This is a genomic window from Xanthobacter nonsaccharivorans (genome assembly GCF_043194755.2).
GTDB classification, from domain to species: Bacteria; Pseudomonadota; Alphaproteobacteria; order Rhizobiales; family Xanthobacteraceae; genus Xanthobacter; species Xanthobacter autotrophicus_G.
In genome coordinates, this window is sequence record NZ_CM195526.1 from 4,651,125 (window position 1) to 4,668,412 (window position 17,288).

A 17,288-nucleotide genomic window follows, 5' to 3' on the forward strand; every position below is an offset into this window, starting at 1 on the left:
CTCCCTGTCGGGCCGGCCCGGGCGGGGCCCCGGGCCGGATCGATTACTTCTTCTGCTCGATCAACGGATGATGTCGAACGAGTAGTCGGTCTTCGCGGGCACGATCGTGTTCTGATCGATGGTGTCGAAGATCTTGTCCAGGATGGTGATCAGCACGTTCATGCCACCCTGATAGCCCCACACCGGACGGCGGTGATGGTGGTGACGGTCGAACACCGGGAAGCCGATGCGGATCAGCGGGGTGCCCGTGTCGCGCTCGAGATACTTGCCGTAGGTGTTGCCGATCAGGAAGTCCACCGGGTCGGTGAACAGCAGCGAACGCATGTGCCACAGGTCACGGCCGGGATAGACTTGGCAGTTCTGGCCGAACGGCGAGGAGTCGAACAGGGCCTGCATCTTGTCGGCCCACTTCTTGTTGCCGTTGGTGGCAAGCACGTGGGTCGGCTCGGCGCCGAGCTCGAGCAGGAAGGCCGCAAGGCCCATGCAGAGGTCGGGATCGCCGTAGATGGCGAACTTCTTGCCGTGGATGTGGGCGTTGGAGTCGGCGATGGCATCGACCAGGCGGCCGCGCTCCTTCGCCAGCGCCTCGGGAATCTCCTTGCCGGAGATGCGGGAGATCGCCATCAGGAACTCGTCGGTGCCCTTCACGCCCACGGGGTGGTTGAAGGCGACGACTTCCTGGCCGTGGCCGGCGATGAACGGCAGGGTTTTCTCGGTGCAGTATTCCTGCATGGAGATGGTGGCCTTGGCGTGGAGGGCGTCGGTCGCCTCCTCCAGCGTGGTGCCGCCGTCATACATGCGGAACTCGCCGTCGGTGGGGGTGTCCCACACTTCGGAATTGTCGGCGAGGATGGTGTAGTCCACGCCCATGATGCCGAATAGGCGCTTGACTTCGCGGATGTTGCCGACGGTGTAGCCGTCGAAGCCGCCGATGAAGTTGATCTTCTCGTTCGGCACGCGCTCGACCTTCGGCGCGGTGCCGGCCTTGCCGTCCCAGAAGTGCTCGAAGATGCCCTTCATCACGTTGTCGTAGCCGGTGATGTGGCTGCCGACGAACGCCGGGGTGTGGGCGAAGGGAACGTCATACTCGGCCGGGACCGAGCCCTTTTCCTTCGCGGTCTTGATGAAGGCGTTCAGGTCGTCGCCGATGACTTCCGCCATGCAGGTCGTCGACACCGAGATCATCTTCGGCTTGTACATGTTGTAGGTGTTGGCGAGGCCGTCGATCATGTTGTTGAGGCCGCCGAACACCGCCGCGTCTTCCGTCATGGACGAGGACACGCAGGAGCTGGGCTCCTTGAAGTGACGCGAGAAATGCGAGCGGTAGTACGCCACGCAGCCCTGCGAGCCGTGCACGAACGGGATGGTCTGCTCGAAGCCGACGGCGGCGAACACGGCGCCGAGCGGCTGGCAGGCCTTGGCCGGGTTCACGGTCAGGGCTTCACGGGCGAAGTTCAGTTCCTTGTACTCGGGCGTCTTGGCCCACTCGCGCACGCGCTCGACTTCGGCGGGATCGCGGGGGTTCTCGAACAGCTTCTTCTTGTTGGCCAGCATCTGCTGGTACTCGGGACCGCGGAACAGCTCGAAATGATCGAGCACGTTGTCTGCATTCTGTGGCATCTCGAACCCCTGAAATAAGTGGGTCAAATATCCGTGCCGGGAGCTCGCCCCTCCCCCGGAAGGGAGGGGCGCTCTCCTCAGGCGTTCATTCGGCGGCGAGCAGGCCCGGCTGCGCGGGAGCCTGCTTCCACGGAGCCTTGGTCATCTTCCAGACGGGGGAGTTGATGGCCATGTCCATGTCGCGGGCGAAGATGGCGAAGCCGTCGTAGCCGTGATACGGGCCGGAGTAGTCCCAGGAGTGCATCTGCCGGAACGGCACACCCATCTTCTGGAAGACGTACTTCTCCTTGATGCCCGAGCCGACCAGGTCCGGCTGGATCTTCTCGACGAACTTCTCGAACTCGTAGCCGGTCACGTCGTCATAGATGATCGTGCCATCCTTGACGTAGTGCTGGGCGGTGCGCTGATAGTCGTCGTTGTGGGCGAACTCGTAACCCGTGCCCACCACTTCCATGCCGAGGTCTTCGTAGGCGCCGATCACGTGACGGGGACGCAGGCCGCCCACGTACAGCATGACGGTCTTGCCCTCGAGGCGCGGACGATACTTGGCGATTACCGCATCCATGAGGGGCTGGTACTTGGCGATGACGCGCTCGGCGCCTTCCTTGATCTTGTCGTCGAAGTAGCCGGCGATCTTGCGCAGCGATTCGGCGATCTTGGAGGGACCGAAGAAGTTGTACTCGCACCACGGGATCCCGAACTTCTCTTCCATGTGGCGGGAGATGTAGTTCATGGAGCGGTAGCAGTGCAGGACGTTCAGCTTCGCCTTCGGGGTCGCCTCGAGCTCGGCGAGCGAACCGTCGCCGGACCACTGGGCGATCACGCGCAGGCCCATCTCCTCGAGGAGGATACGGGAAGACCAGGCGTCGCCGCCGATGTTGTAGTCGCCGATGATGGCGACGTCATACGGAGACGGGTCGAAGCGGGGGGCCGCGTTCGGGTCCATCTTGTCGAACACCCAGTCACGGATCGCGTCGTTGGCGATGTGGTGGCCGAGCGACTGGGACACACCGCGGAAGCCCTCGCAGCGGACCGGCACGATGGTCTTGTTGTCGTATTCCTTGGACTTCGCCTTGGACACGGCCTCGATGTCGTCGCCGATGAGGCCGATCGGGCACTCGGACTGGACGGTGATGCCGTTGTTGAGCGGGAACAGTTCCTGGATTTCGTCCATGATCTTGGCGAGCTTCTTGTCGCCGCCGAAGACGATGTCCTTTTCCTGGAAGTCCGAGGTGAACTGCATCGTCACGAAGGTGTCGATGCCGGTCGTGCCGATGTAGTAGTTGCGGCGGGCGGCCCAGCTGTACTGGCCGCAGCCGACGGGGCCGTGGGAGATGTGGATCATGTCCTTGATCGGACCCCACACCACGCCCTTCGAGCCGGCGTAGGCGCAGCCGCGGATCGTCATCACGCCCGGGATGGACTTGATGTTCGACTTCACGCCGCAGTCGGACTTGCCGGCCTCGTGGACGTTGAGGTGCTTCGCGCGGCGCTTCGCGGTCTTCTCCGGATAGACCTTGAGGACTTCGGCGATGAGTTCCTTGTTACGCGCCTTGATTTCAGCAACGCTTTGCGGTTGGGCCAAGCTCATTTCGCAATCTCGCTCTCGTTTGGGATGCCGTGGGCAGGCCGACCCCGAAAAGGGGCCGGCCCGGGTGACAGCGTCAGTCTGAGGCTCAGGCGGTGAGCTCGGAGGCGGTCTTGCCGACCTGGCTCTCGTCGACGGCCTTCATGATGCCGTGCTCCATGAGCATGTCTTCGAGCTCGTCCATGGTGATCGGGGTCGGGATGATGCCGTTGCCCGCGTTGTTGTGAACCTTGTTGGCAAGGTTCCGGTAGTGCTGGGCCTGCCCGGAATCCGGGGCATACTCGACCACCGTCATGCGGCGCAACTCGGCGTGCTGCACGATGTTGTCGCGCGGCACGAAGTAGATCAGCTGCGTGCCGAGCTTGGCCGCCAGGGCCTCCGCCAGCTCGAGCTCCTTGTCGGTCTGGCGCTCGTTGCACACCAGCCCACCCAGGCGCACGCCGCCGGAGTTCGCATACTTCAGGATGCCCTTGGAGATGTTGTTGGCCGCATACATGGCCATCATCTCGCCCGACATGACGATGTAGATCTCCTGGGCCTTGTTCTCGCGGATCGGCATGGCGAAGCCGCCGCACACCACGTCGCCCAGAACGTCGTAGGACACGTAGTCGATGTCCTCGTACGCGCCGTTCTCCTCAAGGAAGTTGATCGAGGTGATCACGCCGCGGCCGGCGCAGCCCACGCCCGGCTCCGGACCGCCGGACTCCACGCAGCGGATGTCCTCGAAGCCCACCTTCATCACGTCCTCGAGCTCCAGGTCCTCAACCGAGCCGGCGTTCGCGGCCAGCGAGAGGATGGTGTCCTGGGCCTTCGCGTGCAGGATCAGGCGAGTCGAATCCGCCTTCGGGTCGCAGCCCACGATGAGGATCTTGTGGCCCATCTGCGCAAGCGCAGCCAGGGTGTTCTGGGACGTGGTGGACTTGCCAATGCCACCCTTGCCGTAAAACGCGATCTGTCGCAGCGACATCTTGCTCTCCTTCGAACCTTGCCGAGATTCGGTTCTCGTCCGGGCCGGGCGTGAGGCGAGCACGCGACACACCCCGCGGACATTGCACTCCGGCGCGGATGCTGACGTGGGCCTTTCAACGCCCCACAAAGCCAGCAACCAGGCGCCCGCAATACAGCTAGCAACCAGCGTGCCAGCGATTTTCGATTCGAATTTTCAAATTATTTCAATGTGTTATTGGCCACGCCGCAGCCCTGTCCGCCGTGTTCCGAACCCGACACAGGCGCCCTTGCGACGACAGGCCAGTTTAGGGCTGTTTGAAACAGGACACTCCCCGGGCCCCTTCGGAGGGCGGGGAGAAATCCGACAAAGGCCGCCGCCGCGGCCCCTTGTCGGATTGTCAACGCGGGGCGTGACGGACTTCTCCGGCGGCCCCCGACCTTCAGCCCTGCCCCGGAAATGCAAACGGGCCGGCATGGCCGGCCCGTTTCCAAACACCCGACGAAGCAGCCGCTCCCCGCGCTGCGGGGGTGCTGACCCGCCTGCGACCCAGGCTCAGCCGATCAGCTCCTGGGCCTTGCTCAAGGCGGCGACGAAGCGGTCCACCTCGTCGCGCGTGTTGTAGAGGCCGAAGGAAGCCCGGCAGGTGGCCGTCACGCCGAAACGCTCCATCAGCGGCATGGCGCAATGGGTGCCAGCGCGCACGGCGATGCCGTCATTGTCGATCAGCGTCGCGAAGTCGTGGGCGTGGGCGCCCTTGATCTCGAAGGAGATGATGGCCCCCTTCTCCTTCGCCGTGCCGATGATGCGGACCGAGTTCATCTCGCCCAGCCGCTCCTGCGCATAGCGGGTCAGCTCCGCCTCATGCGCCCGGATGCGGGCCTTGCCGATGGATTCGATATAGTCCAGCGCCGCGCCGAGGCCCGCCGCCTGCACGATGGCCGGGGTGCCCGCCTCGAACCGATGGGGCGGATCGCCGTAGGTCACCGTGTCCTGCCGCACCTCGCGGATCATCTCGCCGCCGCCGTTGAAGGGCGGCATGGCCTCGAGATGCTCATACTTGCCGTAGAGGGCGCCGATGCCGGTGGGCCCATAAAGCTTGTGGCCGGTGATGATGTAGAAGTCGCAGTCGATGTCCTGCACATCCACGTCGAGGTGCACCGCGCCCTGGGAGCCGTCCACCAGCACGGGAATGCCGCGCGCGTGGGCGATCTTCACCACCTCCTTCACGGGAACGGTGGTGCCGAGCACGTTGGACATCTGGGTGATTGCCACCATCTTGGTGCGCTCGGTGAGCAGCGCCTCGAATTCGTCGAGGAGGAAGTTGCCCTCCTCGTCCACCGGCGCCCACTTGATCACCGCACCCTGGCTCTCCCGCAGGAAGTGCCACGGCACGATGTTGGCGTGGTGCTCCATGATGGAGAGGACGATCTCGTCGCCTTCCTTGATGCGGCTCTTGCCGAAGGTGGCGGCGACGAGATTGATGGCCTCGGTGGCGCTGCGGGTGAAGACGATCTCCTCCGGCCGCGCCGCATTGAGGAAGCGCTGCACGCGCGCGCGGCCGCCCTCATAGGCCTCGGTCGCGGCATTGGCGAGATAGTGCAGCCCGCGGTGCACATTGGCATATTCGGAAGTGTAGACCTGCTGGATGCGGTCCAGCACCTGCCGCGGCTTCTGCGCCGAGGCACCGTTGTCCAGATAGACCAGCGGCTTGCCGTTGACCTTCAGGTCGAGGATCGGGAAATCCTCGCGCACCTTGAGGACGTCGTAGCTGCCGTTCGATACGGCGGGATGAAGGGCGGGGGAAGGCAGCATCATTCACTCCCGGCCCAGGAGCCAGGCCCGGGTCGCATCCGTGAGGGCGGTGCGCACGCCTTCGCTGCCGATGGCGTCGATCACCTCGCCGACGAAGGCCTGGATCAGCAGCGCCTCGGCCTCCTTGGCGGGAATGCCGCGCGCCATGAGGTAGAACTTCAGCTGCTGGTCCAGCGTGCCGGTGGTGCAGCCATGGCCGCACTGCACGTCGTCGGCGAAGATCTCCAGCTCCGGCTTGTTGCAGGCTTCCGCCGTCTCGGTCAGCAGCAGGGCGCGGCTGAGCATGCGCGCGTCGGTCTTCTGCGCCGCCTGCCGAACGGCGATCTTGCCCTGGAAGATATCCTGGGACGCGCCATCCAGCACCGCGCGGAAGGATTCCCGGCTCTCGCAGCCAGGGGCCGCGTGATCCACCGAGAGCATGGTGTCGGCATGCTGCTTGCCGCCGAGCAGACTCACCCCGCCCATGCGGGCGCTGGTGCCTTCGCCGGCGAGGTGGATCAGCAGCTGATTGCGCACCACGGCGCCACCGGTGGTGAAGAAGGTGTTGGCGAAATTGGCCTTCTCCCCCACCCGCACCAGCAGGGTGGCGAGATGCACCGCATCCGACCCCTCGCCGGTGATCTTCATCCGCTCCACGTGCGCCCCCGCGCCAACCACCAGCTCCAGCGCCGTGTTCACCTGATAGGCGACGCCCGCCGGGCCCTCATGGCTCTCGATGAGGGTGAGGCTCGCGCCGTCCTCCACCACCACCAGCGAGCGGGTGAAGGTCGCCACCGGCACCGCGTCACAGGTGACGCTGACCAGCTCGACGGGGCGGCTGATCACCGCTCCCTTCGCCACCTGCACCACGACGCCATCGCCCATGAGGGCGGTGTTCAGCGCCAGCACCGCATCGGAGGACGGCACCGTCTTGCCCAGATGCGCCGCCACCAGCCCGTCGCCGGAGGAGAGCGCTTCCGCCATGGAGCGGATCGACAGGCCCTCCTCCAGGCCGGCGAGGTCGGACAGCTCCGGCACGAAGGTGCCGTTCAGCACGAACAGGCGGCGCGCACCGAGGCCCGCCAGCAGGGCGCCGGCCGCACCCGCCCGCGCCTTCGCGTCCGCATCCGGAGGCGAGGCCAGCGGCTTGGCGTCGCGCAGCAGGGCGCGCAGGTCCGTGTACTTCCAGGATTCGACACGCCGGTGCGGCAGGCCCGCATCGGCGAAGGTGTCGAAGGCGGCGGAGCGCCGGGCCGCCACGTCCGGGCCGCCGGGAAGGGCGGCGCGGACGGCGGCGAAGGTGTCGGCAAGCGCGAGCTCCGCGCTGGTCTTCATGGGGCGGACGTCTGCGGCCATGGGATCACGCCGCCTCGTTCTGGTATTGCGCGTAGCCGGTGGCCTCGAGCTCCAGCGCCAGCTCCTTGCCGCCCGAATGGACGATGCGGCCGGCGGCGAAGACATGCACCACGTCCGGCACGATGTAGTCGAGCAGGCGCTGGTAGTGGGTGATCACCAGCATGGAGCGCTCGGGGGAGCGCAGGGCGTTCACCCCGTTGGAGACCACCTTCAGCGCGTCGATGTCGAGGCCGGAATCCGCCTCGTCGAGCACGCAGAGGTACGGCTCCAGCAGCATCATCTGGAGCGTCTCGTTGCGCTTCTTCTCGCCGCCGGAGAAGCCCACGTTCACCGGGCGCTTGAGCATCTCGGCGTCGATGCCCAGGGTCTTGCCCAGCTCGCGCACCTTGCGCACCAGCTCGGGAGAGGTCAGCTCCACCTCGCCGCGCTTCTTGCGCTGGCTGTTCACCGCCGTGTGCAGGAACGCCATGTTGGAGACGCCGGGAATTTCCAGCGGATACTGGAAGCACAGGAACAGGCCCTGCGCCGCCCGCTCGTCCGGGGAGAGATCGAGCAGGTTCACACCGCGGAAGATGACCTCGCCGCCGGTGATCTCGTAGCCCGGCTTGCCGGAGAGCACATAGGACAGGGTCGACTTGCCCGCGCCGTTGGGGCCCATGATGGCGTGAACCTCGCCCGGATTGATGGTGAGGTTCATGCCGTTGATGATCTTGCGACCCCCCGAGATCTCGGCATGGAGGTCCTTGATTTCAAGCAGGGGAGCCATGGTGAAGAGCCTCTGGTTATTGTTGCCCGGCAGATGAACCTTGAGACAGCGTCAGCCGACGCTGCCTTCGAGGCTGATGGAAATGAGCTTCTGTGCTTCCACGGCGAATTCCATGGGCAGCTGCTGGAGCACGTCGCGCACGAAGCCGTTCACCACGAGCGCCACGGCATCCTCCTGGGAGAGGCCGCGCTGCATGCAGTAGAACAGCATGTCTTCCGAGATCTTCGAGGTGGTCGCCTCGTGCTCGAACTGGGCCGTGGGATTCTTGGCCTCGATGTAGGGCACGGTATGCGCCCCGCAATTGTCGCCGATGAGCAGCGAGTCGCAATTGGTGAAGTTGCGCGCCCCGGCCGCCTTGCGGTGGGCCGAGACGAGGCCGCGGTAGGTGTTGTTGGACTTGCCGGCCGAGATGCCCTTGGAGATGATCCGGCTGGTGGTGTTCTTGCCCAGATGGATCATCTTGGTGCCGGAATCCACCTGCTGGCGGCCATTCGAGATGGCGATGGAGTAGAACTCGCCCGAGGAGCCCTCGCCGCGCAGCACGCAGCTCGGATACTTCCAGGTGATGGCCGACCCCGTCTCCACCTGCGTCCAGGAGATCTTGGAATTCTTGCCGCGGCAGTCGCCGCGCTTGGTCACGAAATTGTAGATGCCGCCCTTGCCCTCGGCATCGCCGGGGTACCAGTTCTGCACCGTCGAATACTTGATCTCCGCGTCATCGAGGGCCACCAGCTCCACCACCGCGGCGTGCAGCTGGTTCTCGTCGCGCATGGGCGCGGTGCAGCCTTCCAGATAGGAGACGTAGGAACCCTTGTCGGCGATGATGAGGGTGCGCTCGAACTGCCCGGTGTTCTTCTCGTTGATGCGGAAGTAGGTGGACAGCTCCATCGGGCAGCGCACGCCCGGCGGGATGTAGACGAACGACCCGTCCGAGAACACCGCCTGGTTCAGCGTGGCGAAATAATTGTCGGTCGACGGCACAACGGAGCCGAGATACTGCTTCACCAGCTCCGGATGCTCGCGCAGGGCCTCGGATATGGGCATGAAGATGACGCCCGCCGCCTTGAGCTCCTCCTTGAAGGTGGTGGCCACCGACACCGAATCGAACACCGCGTCTACCGCAATCTTCGGGCGCTCGCCCTCGGGGATCTCGATGCCGGCGAGGATCTCCTGCTCCCGCAGCGGGATGCCGAGCTTCTCGTAGGTCTTCAGGATCTCGGGATCCACCTCGTCCAGGGACTTTGGCGCCTTGAACTTCTTCGGCTGGGAATAATAATAGAGGTCCTGGTAGTCGATGGGCGGATAGTGGACCCGCGCCCACTCCGGCTCCGGCATGGTGAGCCAGCGGCTGTAGGCGTCGAGGCGCCACTGCAGCATCCACTCCGGCTCTTCCTTCTTGGCGGAGATGTAGCGGATCACCTCCTCCGAGAGGCCCTTCGGCGCCTTTTCGGATTCGATATTGGTCTCGAACCCATATTTATACTGGTCGACGTCGATGGAGCGAACCTGTTCGACTGTGTCCTGTACGGCCGCCATATGTCCCTCCGTTCAACTTGCGGCTGCGCGCTCACGGTCGGGCGCTGCACTCCGCTTCAGGCCAGGGACCCGGAACGGGTCCTGAAATCCTTCGGCCGCGCATCCGGAAGTCGGACGGCCCGCGGCCACGTGGGCAAGTCGGGAGGGGATGGACACGGTGTCATCGCGGCCCTTCACCCGTCCCTCCCTCGGGAGCGCCCTGGACGGGCACTCCGGGGAGCCCGGCCCGACATTGCGCCGCCGAGCGGCGCGCCGCAGGGCCGCCCGCCGTCAGGCCGTCACGCCGGAACGCAGGTGTTCTCGACCGGACACACCACAGCGCACTGGGGGGTGTCGAAGCTCCCCTCGCATTCGGTGCACTTCTTGGGGTCGATGACATACATGTCCCGCTTGAGGCTGATGGCGGCGTTCGGGCATTCGAACTCGCAGGCGCCGCAAACGGTGCACTGGGACGCAACGATCTTGTAGGCCATGGGCTAGCTCCGCGCTGTGCAGATAATGGCAGGCACGTCTCCCTTTCAAGTCGCGTGCCACCCGCTAACCATTTGATTATGTTTTATTATTTTTCACGCTTTCGGCGAGCCGCGCTGTCGCTCCCCCGACAGAGTGTCGCAAGTGCGACAGCTCGCATGTCGCGATCGGATGGCCTGTCGCAGCCCACCCGTTGCACGCGGCGCCGCGTAAGCCTGTCCCGCGTGGCGCCACTCCACCCACCCGTCCGCTCCGTGCGATGGCGGAGCGTCGGTCGCCACGGCGCCTTCGTCCGGCCAGAACAAAAATGCCCGGCGCAGGCCGGGCATTTTCTGGAAGGAGGGTCCGCAGCATGGACAGCCGGCCCGTATACGGGCCGGAGCCTCAGAAGCGCTTGATCTCGATGTCGTGCTTCTTCAGCGCGTAGCCGATCTGGCGGGGGGTGAGGCCGAGCAGGCGAGCGGCCTTGGCCTGGACCCAGCCGGCCCGCTCCATGGCATCCACCAGCCGGTCGCGCTCGGTCATTTCTTCCTCGCTGGTGGCCGGCCGTGCCGGAACCACCGCAGGAGCCGTCGCCACCGGCGCCGGGAGCCGCGCCACCGCGTTGGAATTGGCAGCCTCGGCGCTCACCGGCGGCGCGCTGGGCATGACCGGCAGGGGGATTTCCATGGGCCGGCGCGTGGTGGCGATTTCCGCGGGGCTGCGCCACAGGAGAGCGGAGAGGCACTCGTTGTGGCGGCAGGCGAAGTCGTCGCCGGCGATGGACCCGCCCTGGGCGAGGGTCGCCGTGCGCTGCACGCAGTTTTCCAGCTCGCGCACATTGCCGGGGAAGCCGCAGCCCATGAGCACTTCCATGGCGTCGGGATCGAACGCCAGCTCGCGGCCGTTCTCGCGGTTGAAGCGGTCCAGGAACTCGTTGGCCAGCAGCGGGATGTCGCCGCGGCGGTCCCGCAGGGAGGGCACGATCACCGGGATGACGCTGATGCGGTAGTAGAGGTCGGCGCGGAACTCGTTCTTTGCCACCGCTTCCTCGAGGTTGCGGTTGGTGGCCGCGACGACACGCACGTTGACCTTCAGCGTGTGGCTGCCGCCCACGCGCTCGAACTCCTGCTCCTGCAGCACGCGCAGCAGCTTCGCCTGGAAGGCGGGCGAGATCTCGCCGATCTCGTCGAGGAAGAGCGTGCCCTTGTCCGCCAGCTCGAAGCGGCCCTTGCGGGCCCCCACGGCGCCGGTGAAGGCGCCCTTCTCGTGGCCGAACAGCTCGCTTTCCAGCACCGATTCGGGCAGAGCCGCGCAGTTGAGCTTGATGAAGGGCCCCTTGGCGCGCGGCGAAAGCTCGTGGATGGACTTGGCGATCAGCTCCTTGCCGGTGCCCGATTCCCCGCGCAACAGCACCGGCGAGTGGGACTTGGCGACGATCATGATCTTGTCGAGCAGCGCGCGGATCTCGCGGCTGTCACCGATGATCCCGTCCACATAGACGCGCTTGCGCTCGCGGCTGGGCTTCAGCTCGGACAGGGCCTTCTGCAGGCGGCCGCTCTCGGCCATCAGGCGCTCGCGATCCCGGGAGACGACGCGATGCAGCTGCACGGTCTGGCCGATGAGGTTCGCCACCATGGTGAGGAAGCGCACGTCGGAATCGAGCCGGAAGACGGAGCGCCCGTCCCACACCCGGTCGATGGTCAGGGTGCCGATGACCCGCGAGGCGACGCGGATCGGCACGCCGATGAACGACACGCGGGATTCTTCCGTCGCCCCGAGGGCGGCGGCATCCGCCTCGCTGAAGGCGGGATGGGAGGCGACGTTCTCGGCGATGAGCGGAACAGCGGTGGCGATCACCTGGCCGATGGCCTTTTCCGGCAGGCGCGCGCGATAGCGCGCATCCGTGCCCTCGTGCCAGCCCACGCCAACCGTGATGTCCGGGATCCCGTCATCCTCCAGCAGGGAGATGACGCCGTGGCGCATCTGCATGAAGGACGACAGGAGATTGACGACGCTCGACAGCGTGGTCTCGAGCCGGTTGGGCGCCGTCAGGATCTTCGATATCTCATAGATGCCTGTCAGAGCGACATCGCTCAGGGACACCAGAGGAACGTGGGCCGGGGCCGCATCCCGTTCGACTTGCAACGCTTCTTGCTGAACCATGGTGCTGTCTCCATCACCCCAGGCTCTCCATCCCACCGTTTTTGTATGATTAGCGACACTTTGATTTAGTTTCATTCTGATGTCGTGCCCAACCTGCGGGCAAACCTTGCTGTCTGTTTGGGCACAATCCTGCAAAGGTCTATCAAAGCGCCGAAATCGGTCACGATCCGGCCGAATTTTCCGGAAGGGTTGTCAGGAAAGGGACGAAATGTCTCAGGCGCCGAAAAAAGATTTCGCTTTGCGAAAGCTTTCCAGCATTCGCCTGCCGCAACTTTCCTCAGCATTGGATCAAACCTTTCGCACCCCGCGCACACACGGGAGCGCCGGCCGGCTCAGCCCGGCATGAACAGGGCGAGGCGGGCCGCAGCCGCTCCGTCGCCTTCGGCCCGCAGGACGTCGGTCATCTCCGCAACGCCGAGCGGACGGAAGAAAAGGAAGCCCTGAGCCTGTTCGCAGCCCTTCTCGCGCAGGAAGCGGGCCTGGCCCGCGGTCTCCAGCCCCTCGGCGACCACGTGCATCCCGAGGTTCCGCCCAAGCTCGATGACCGCGCACACGATGGCCGTGTCGAAGGCATCGCTCTCGATATCCTTCACGAAGCTCTGGTCGATCTTGATGGTGTCGATGGGCAGCTGCTTCAGATGGATGAGGCCGGCATAGCCGGTGCCGAAATCGTCGAGGGCGATGCGCACGCCGGCGCGGTACAGCTCGTCGAGAATGGGCGCCACGTGGTCGGAGCTGCGGCCGAGGAATACCGTCTCGGTGATCTCCACGTCGAAGGTGGAGGGCTCCACGCCGGCGGCATGGAACTGGCGCAGCAGGGTGGCCGCGAGGTCGCGGTGGGTGAACTGGGCGGACGAGAGGTTCACCGCCACCCGCCCGCAGTCGAAGCCGGCCTCGACCCAGCCGCGCACGTCGCTCGCCACCCGGCGTACCATGCGCTCGCCGATGAGCACCGCCAGTTCCGGATCGGCCAGCGCCGCCTCGAAAGCCGAGGGCGACAGGATGGAATGCGCGGAGCGCCGCCAGCGCACCAGCGCCTCGAGCCCGGTGATCCGCCCGGTCTCCAGCGAGACCTTGGGCTGGTAGAAGGGGATGATCTCGTCCTCCGCCAGCGCCGTCAGCATCGAGCGGTTCAGCGCCACCCGCTCCACCACCGCCTGCCGCATGGCCGGGGCGTAGACCACCACGCGATTGCGCCCCTGCTGCTTGGCCGCATAGAGCGCGAGGTCCGCGTCCTTCATCAGCTCGCCATAGCTGCAGTCGTGGTCCGGACAGGCGGCGATGCCGATGCTGGCGCGGGTGGCGAAGTGCCGGCCGGCATGGGGAATCGGACGCCGCAGGTCGGCGAGGATGGAGTGGGCCAGCCGCCGCCCCTGCTCCACCGGCTCCGATCCCTCCACCACCGCCACGAACTCGTCGCCGCCGAGCCGGGCCAGCAGGCCCTTGCCCTCCAGCAGCAGGTCGAGCCGGTGCGCCGTCTCCAACAGCACCGCATCCCCCGCGTCATGGCCGAGGGTGTCGTTCACGTCCTTCAGCCCGTCGAGGTCGATGAGCAGCACGCAGATGCCCTGCCCCTCCGTGCGGCGGGCCAGGGCCGCATCCAGATTGGCGTGGAAGTCGGCCCGGTTGGGCAGGCCGGTCAAGGAATCGTGGGTGGCGGCATAACGGGCCTGCTGCTCGGCCACCAGGCGGTCGGTCACGTCCAGGAGCGCGCTCACCATGCCGGGCGACTGGCCTCCGGGCGTGACCGCGGAGGCGATGACCACCCGGCGCTCCGTGCCGTCGGCAAGGTGCAGCGGCACCTCGAAACCGGCGGCGCTGCCATCCTCCACGAGGCGCCGATGCAATTCCGCGCGGTCTTCCGGGGTGAGGCACAGCTTGCACAGGCTGCCCGGCGCATCCAGCGTGCCGCTCGGCCCAAAGTAGCGGCGGGCGGCCTCGTTGGCCTTCAGGAGCGTGCCGTCGTCGATCCGCGTCACCACTAGCGGGATGGGCACGGCCTGGAAGGTGTTCTCAAGGATGTTCTCGCTGGCCCGCAAGCGCTCGTTGACCGCACGCTGGGACAATTCCGAGGCCCAGTACTGACGTTCCATCCGGTTCATGCGCGAGACCAGCAGCACCAGCGTCACATTCAGCACGGCGACGCCGAGGGCGAGGCCGGTGGCGAACTGCCAGCTCATCTGCCAGTCGAGATAGCCGGCCAGCATGAGCACGCTGCAGCCGACGCCCCCTGCCAGTTGCCAGGCAAAGGGCACCGGCACCGCCAGATAGAAGACCGTGGGCAACAACAGCACCACGAACAAGGCGAGGTCGCTCTGCGAGCTGACCAGCACGGCGACCGCCAGCGCCGTGCTCCACTGCCACACGATATATATGGCATCGGTGAACCGGACCGTGCCGGCGACCTGCACCGCGATGAGGCAGGCCAGAGATACGGCGACCACCGTGAGGCGCGCCGCCACTGCGACGAAGAAGTGGGACGTGCCGGCGAAGCGCCAATCGCTCAGCAGGAACAGGGAATTGAGGATGACCGAGGTGGCGAACAGGATACGCGCGTGCCGGCGGCTCTCATCGAGCCGGCTGAGGCGGAACATCATCTCCCGCGCCCGATCGAGGAATTCCCCGCCGACCGCCGTGAGCTGAAGTCCGACAGCGTCCGGCGTTTGCCCCGGATCGCCGGAATGCGATGAGCCCCTCATATGTAAAGTGTAACAAGGTGGAGCGCCACAACGCCAGCTTCCCGAGCAAATCCCCAAACAAATTAAACGGTTGCATGCAAACACAGGATCCCTTCGCGGTAGGTCCGTGCCGGCGCCGGCGCCCCGCGCGGGACGCGTTCGCGCGGGGCCACCTCGCATCGCCGCGACGCGCACGCTATATGGCGCTGAAATGGCTACGCCGCGCGCACCGGGAGGGGCAGGTCCATGCTCGACGAGAAACGCATCCTGCTGATCATCTCGGGGGGCATCGCCGCCTACAAGAGCCTCGACCTCATCCGCCGCCTGAAGGAGCGCGGCGCCCGGGTGCGGGCCATCCTCACGCCCGCGGCGCAGCAGTTCGTCACCCCGCTCACCGTGGGCGCCATCACCGGCGAGCGGGTGTTCACCGACCTGTTCGACCTCACCGCCGAGCACGACATCGGCCACATCCGCCTCTCGCGGGAGGCCGACCTGCTGGTGGCGGCGCCCGCTACCGCCGACCTGATCGCCAAGATGGCGCACGGCTTCGCCGACGACCTCGCCACCACGGCGCTGCTGGCCACCGACACGCCGGTGCTCATCGCCCCCGCCATGAACCCGCGCATGTGGGCGCACCCGGCGACCCGCCGCAACATGGCCCGGCTGACCGCGGACGGCATCGCCACGGTGGGCCCCAATTCCGGGGCCATGGCCGAGCGCGACGAGTTCGGCGAAGGCCGCATGGCCGAGCCTTTGGAAATCCTCGCCGCCATCGAGGCCCACTTCAAGGTGCGGGAGGCCCCTCCGCTGAAGGGTCGGCGCATCCTCGTCACCTCCGGCCCCACCCATGAGCCCATCGATCCGGTGCGCTACATCGCCAACCGCTCGTCCGGAAAGCAGGGCCATGCCATCGCCGCCGCCGCCCAGGCCGCAGGGGCCGAGGTGGTGCTGGTGGCCGGGCCGGTGGAGGTGCCCGACCCGCGCGGCGTGCGCGTGATCCACGTGGAGAGCGCCCGCGAGATGATCGCCGCGGTGGAGGAGAACCTGCCCGTCGATGCCGCCGTCTTCGCTGCCGCGGTAGCCGACTGGCGGGTGGCCGACGCCGCGGAACAGAAGATCAAGAAGGGGGCGGACGGCGCCCCGGCCCTCCATCTTGTGGAGAATCCGGACATCCTCGCCTCCATCGCCCGGCATCACACCCTGCGTCCGCGCCTAGTGGTGGGCTTTGCGGCGGAGACCGAGCGCGTGGTGGCCCACGCCCGCGAGAAGCTCGCCCGCAAGGGCTGCGACTGGATCGTCGCCAACGACGTCTCCCCGGCCACCGGCATCATGGGCGGAGATGCCAACACCGTGCATCTGGTGACGGCCGGGGGCGTGGAGGACTGGCCTTCCGCCTCCAAGAGCGAGGTGGCGCGCCACCTGGTCGCCCGCATCGCCGCAGAACTTGCCGGAGGAAACGCGTGACCCGCCCGCTCGTCCACATCCAGCGCCTGCCCCACGCCGCCGACCTGCCCCTGCCCGCCTATGCCACGACAGGCGCGGCCGGGCTCGACCTCGTCTGCGCCGCGCCGGAGGACGCGCCGATCACCCTTCAGCCCGGCGCGTTCGCCGCCGTTCCCACCGGCTTCGCCCTCGCCCTTCCCGAAGGCTACGAGGGACAGGTGCGTCCCCGCTCGGGCCTCGCGCGCAATCACGGCGTCACGGTGCTCAACACGCCGGGAACGGTGGATTGCGACTATCGCGGCGAGGTCATGGTGCTGCTCATCAATTTCGGGCAGGCGCCGTTCCCCGTCACGCGCGGCATGCGCATCGCCCAGATGGTGGTGGCGCCCGTCACCCAAATAATGCTGGAAGAATCCGGAGATTTGAGCGAAACTGCACGCGGTTCCGGTGGTTTTGGCTCAACAGGCCTCGGGACAGCGTTATTGAAGAAATAGCTACATCCCGATGCCGCGTTTATCCGACAAGAGCCTCCTCGCCATCGCCGCCGTGGTGGACGTCGCCGTCCACGCTCGTGGCACGCCCGTCGCCGCGAAGGCCCTGGCGGCACGCCACGGCCTGCCGCCGCGCCGCCTCGAGCCCGTGCTCCAGGCCCTGGTCCATGCCGGCGTGCTGAAAGGCGTGCGCGGTCCCCGTGGCGGCTATGAGCTCGCCCGCGAGCGCCGGCGCGTGTCGGTGGCAGAGATCGTCCGGGTCGTCGAGGGGGCGGAGGAGGAGAAGGAGATCATCCTTCCGCCGCTGGTGATCGAGGTGGTCCAGCCGGCCGTGGCCTCCGCCGAGGACACCTTCGACACCGCGCTCGATGCGGTGACGCTGGAGGATCTGTGCCGCTCTGCCGACGAGAAGGGCCACGGATCCGAGCACGAGCGTATCGATTTCACCATCTGA

General features: G+C 66.4%; 13 protein-coding genes. 3 read left to right on the forward strand and 10 right to left on the reverse strand.

Going from position 1 to position 17,288, the window contains the following annotated elements; all coding sequences use genetic code 11:
• Positions 1 to 60: 60 nt before the first annotated feature.
• The 10 genes from nifK to V5F59_RS21265 all read right to left on the reverse strand — a co-directional run bounded on the left by nifK (position 61) and on the right by V5F59_RS21265 (position 14,819).
• Positions 61 to 1,620, reverse strand: coding sequence for a nitrogenase molybdenum-iron protein subunit beta (nifK, locus tag V5F59_RS21220; protein WP_393981161.1), 1,560 nt, complete (start codon positions 1,618 to 1,620; stop codon positions 61 to 63).
• 85 nt (positions 1,621 to 1,705) lie between these two features.
• Positions 1,706 to 3,211, reverse strand: coding sequence for a nitrogenase molybdenum-iron protein alpha chain (gene nifD, locus V5F59_RS21225; RefSeq protein WP_393981163.1), 1,506 nt, complete (start codon positions 3,209 to 3,211; stop codon positions 1,706 to 1,708).
• An 85-nt stretch (positions 3,212 to 3,296) separates the two neighbouring features.
• Positions 3,297 to 4,175, reverse strand: a complete 879-nt coding sequence (gene nifH, locus V5F59_RS21230; RefSeq protein WP_393981063.1) for a nitrogenase iron protein — start codon at positions 4,173 to 4,175, stop codon at positions 3,297 to 3,299.
• 534 nt (positions 4,176 to 4,709) lie between these two features.
• Entirely contained in the window at positions 4,710 to 5,972 is a 1,263-nt protein-coding gene (locus tag V5F59_RS21235; RefSeq protein ID WP_393981061.1) for a cysteine desulfurase, read from the reverse strand.
• Positions 5,973 to 7,304, reverse strand: coding sequence for a Fe-S cluster assembly protein SufD (gene sufD, locus V5F59_RS21240; protein ID WP_393981059.1), 1,332 nt, complete (start codon positions 7,302 to 7,304; stop codon positions 5,973 to 5,975).
• A gap of 4 nt (positions 7,305 to 7,308) precedes the next feature.
• Positions 7,309 to 8,070, reverse strand: coding sequence for a Fe-S cluster assembly ATPase SufC (gene sufC / locus V5F59_RS21245; RefSeq protein ID WP_393981057.1), 762 nt, complete (start codon positions 8,068 to 8,070; stop codon positions 7,309 to 7,311).
• A 51-nt stretch (positions 8,071 to 8,121) separates the two neighbouring features.
• Positions 8,122 to 9,606, reverse strand: coding sequence for a Fe-S cluster assembly protein SufB (sufB, locus tag V5F59_RS21250; protein ID WP_393981055.1), 1,485 nt, complete (start codon positions 9,604 to 9,606; stop codon positions 8,122 to 8,124).
• 278 nt (positions 9,607 to 9,884) lie between these two features.
• The gene (locus V5F59_RS21255) at positions 9,885 to 10,079 is read right to left on the reverse strand and encodes a 4Fe-4S binding protein (protein WP_393981053.1); all 195 of its coding nucleotides are present in this window, start codon (positions 10,077 to 10,079) and stop codon (positions 9,885 to 9,887) included.
• A 382-nt stretch (positions 10,080 to 10,461) separates the two neighbouring features.
• Positions 10,462 to 12,222: a nif-specific transcriptional activator NifA gene (gene nifA / locus V5F59_RS21260; protein WP_393981051.1), complete on the reverse strand. Its 1,761-nt coding sequence runs from the start codon at positions 12,220 to 12,222 to the stop codon at positions 10,462 to 10,464.
• Positions 12,223 to 12,554: 332 nt separating this feature from the next.
• Positions 12,555 to 14,819, reverse strand: a complete 2,265-nt coding sequence (locus V5F59_RS21265) for an EAL domain-containing protein (protein ID WP_509211139.1) — start codon at positions 14,817 to 14,819, stop codon at positions 12,555 to 12,557.
• 327 nt (positions 14,820 to 15,146) lie between these two features.
• Here V5F59_RS21265 and coaBC point away from each other — a divergent pair, with 327 nt between their 5' ends.
• From coaBC to V5F59_RS21280, 3 genes are read left to right on the forward strand one after another with little or no spacing between them, the layout of a single operon-like run.
• Complete coding sequence (gene coaBC / locus V5F59_RS21270; RefSeq protein WP_393981047.1) at positions 15,147 to 16,364, forward strand: bifunctional phosphopantothenoylcysteine decarboxylase/phosphopantothenate--cysteine ligase CoaBC; 1,218 nt, start codon at positions 15,147 to 15,149, stop codon at positions 16,362 to 16,364.
• Positions 16,361 to 16,837 (forward strand): dUTP diphosphatase, encoded by a 477-nt coding sequence (gene dut / locus V5F59_RS21275; RefSeq protein WP_393981045.1) that lies wholly within the window; start codon positions 16,361 to 16,363, stop codon positions 16,835 to 16,837. Before coaBC ends, dut begins: the two co-directional genes overlap by 4 nt.
• A gap of 10 nt (positions 16,838 to 16,847) precedes the next feature.
• On the forward strand, positions 16,848 to 17,288 hold the full coding sequence (locus tag V5F59_RS21280; protein WP_393981043.1) for an RrF2 family transcriptional regulator: 441 nt from the start codon (positions 16,848 to 16,850) through the stop codon (positions 17,286 to 17,288).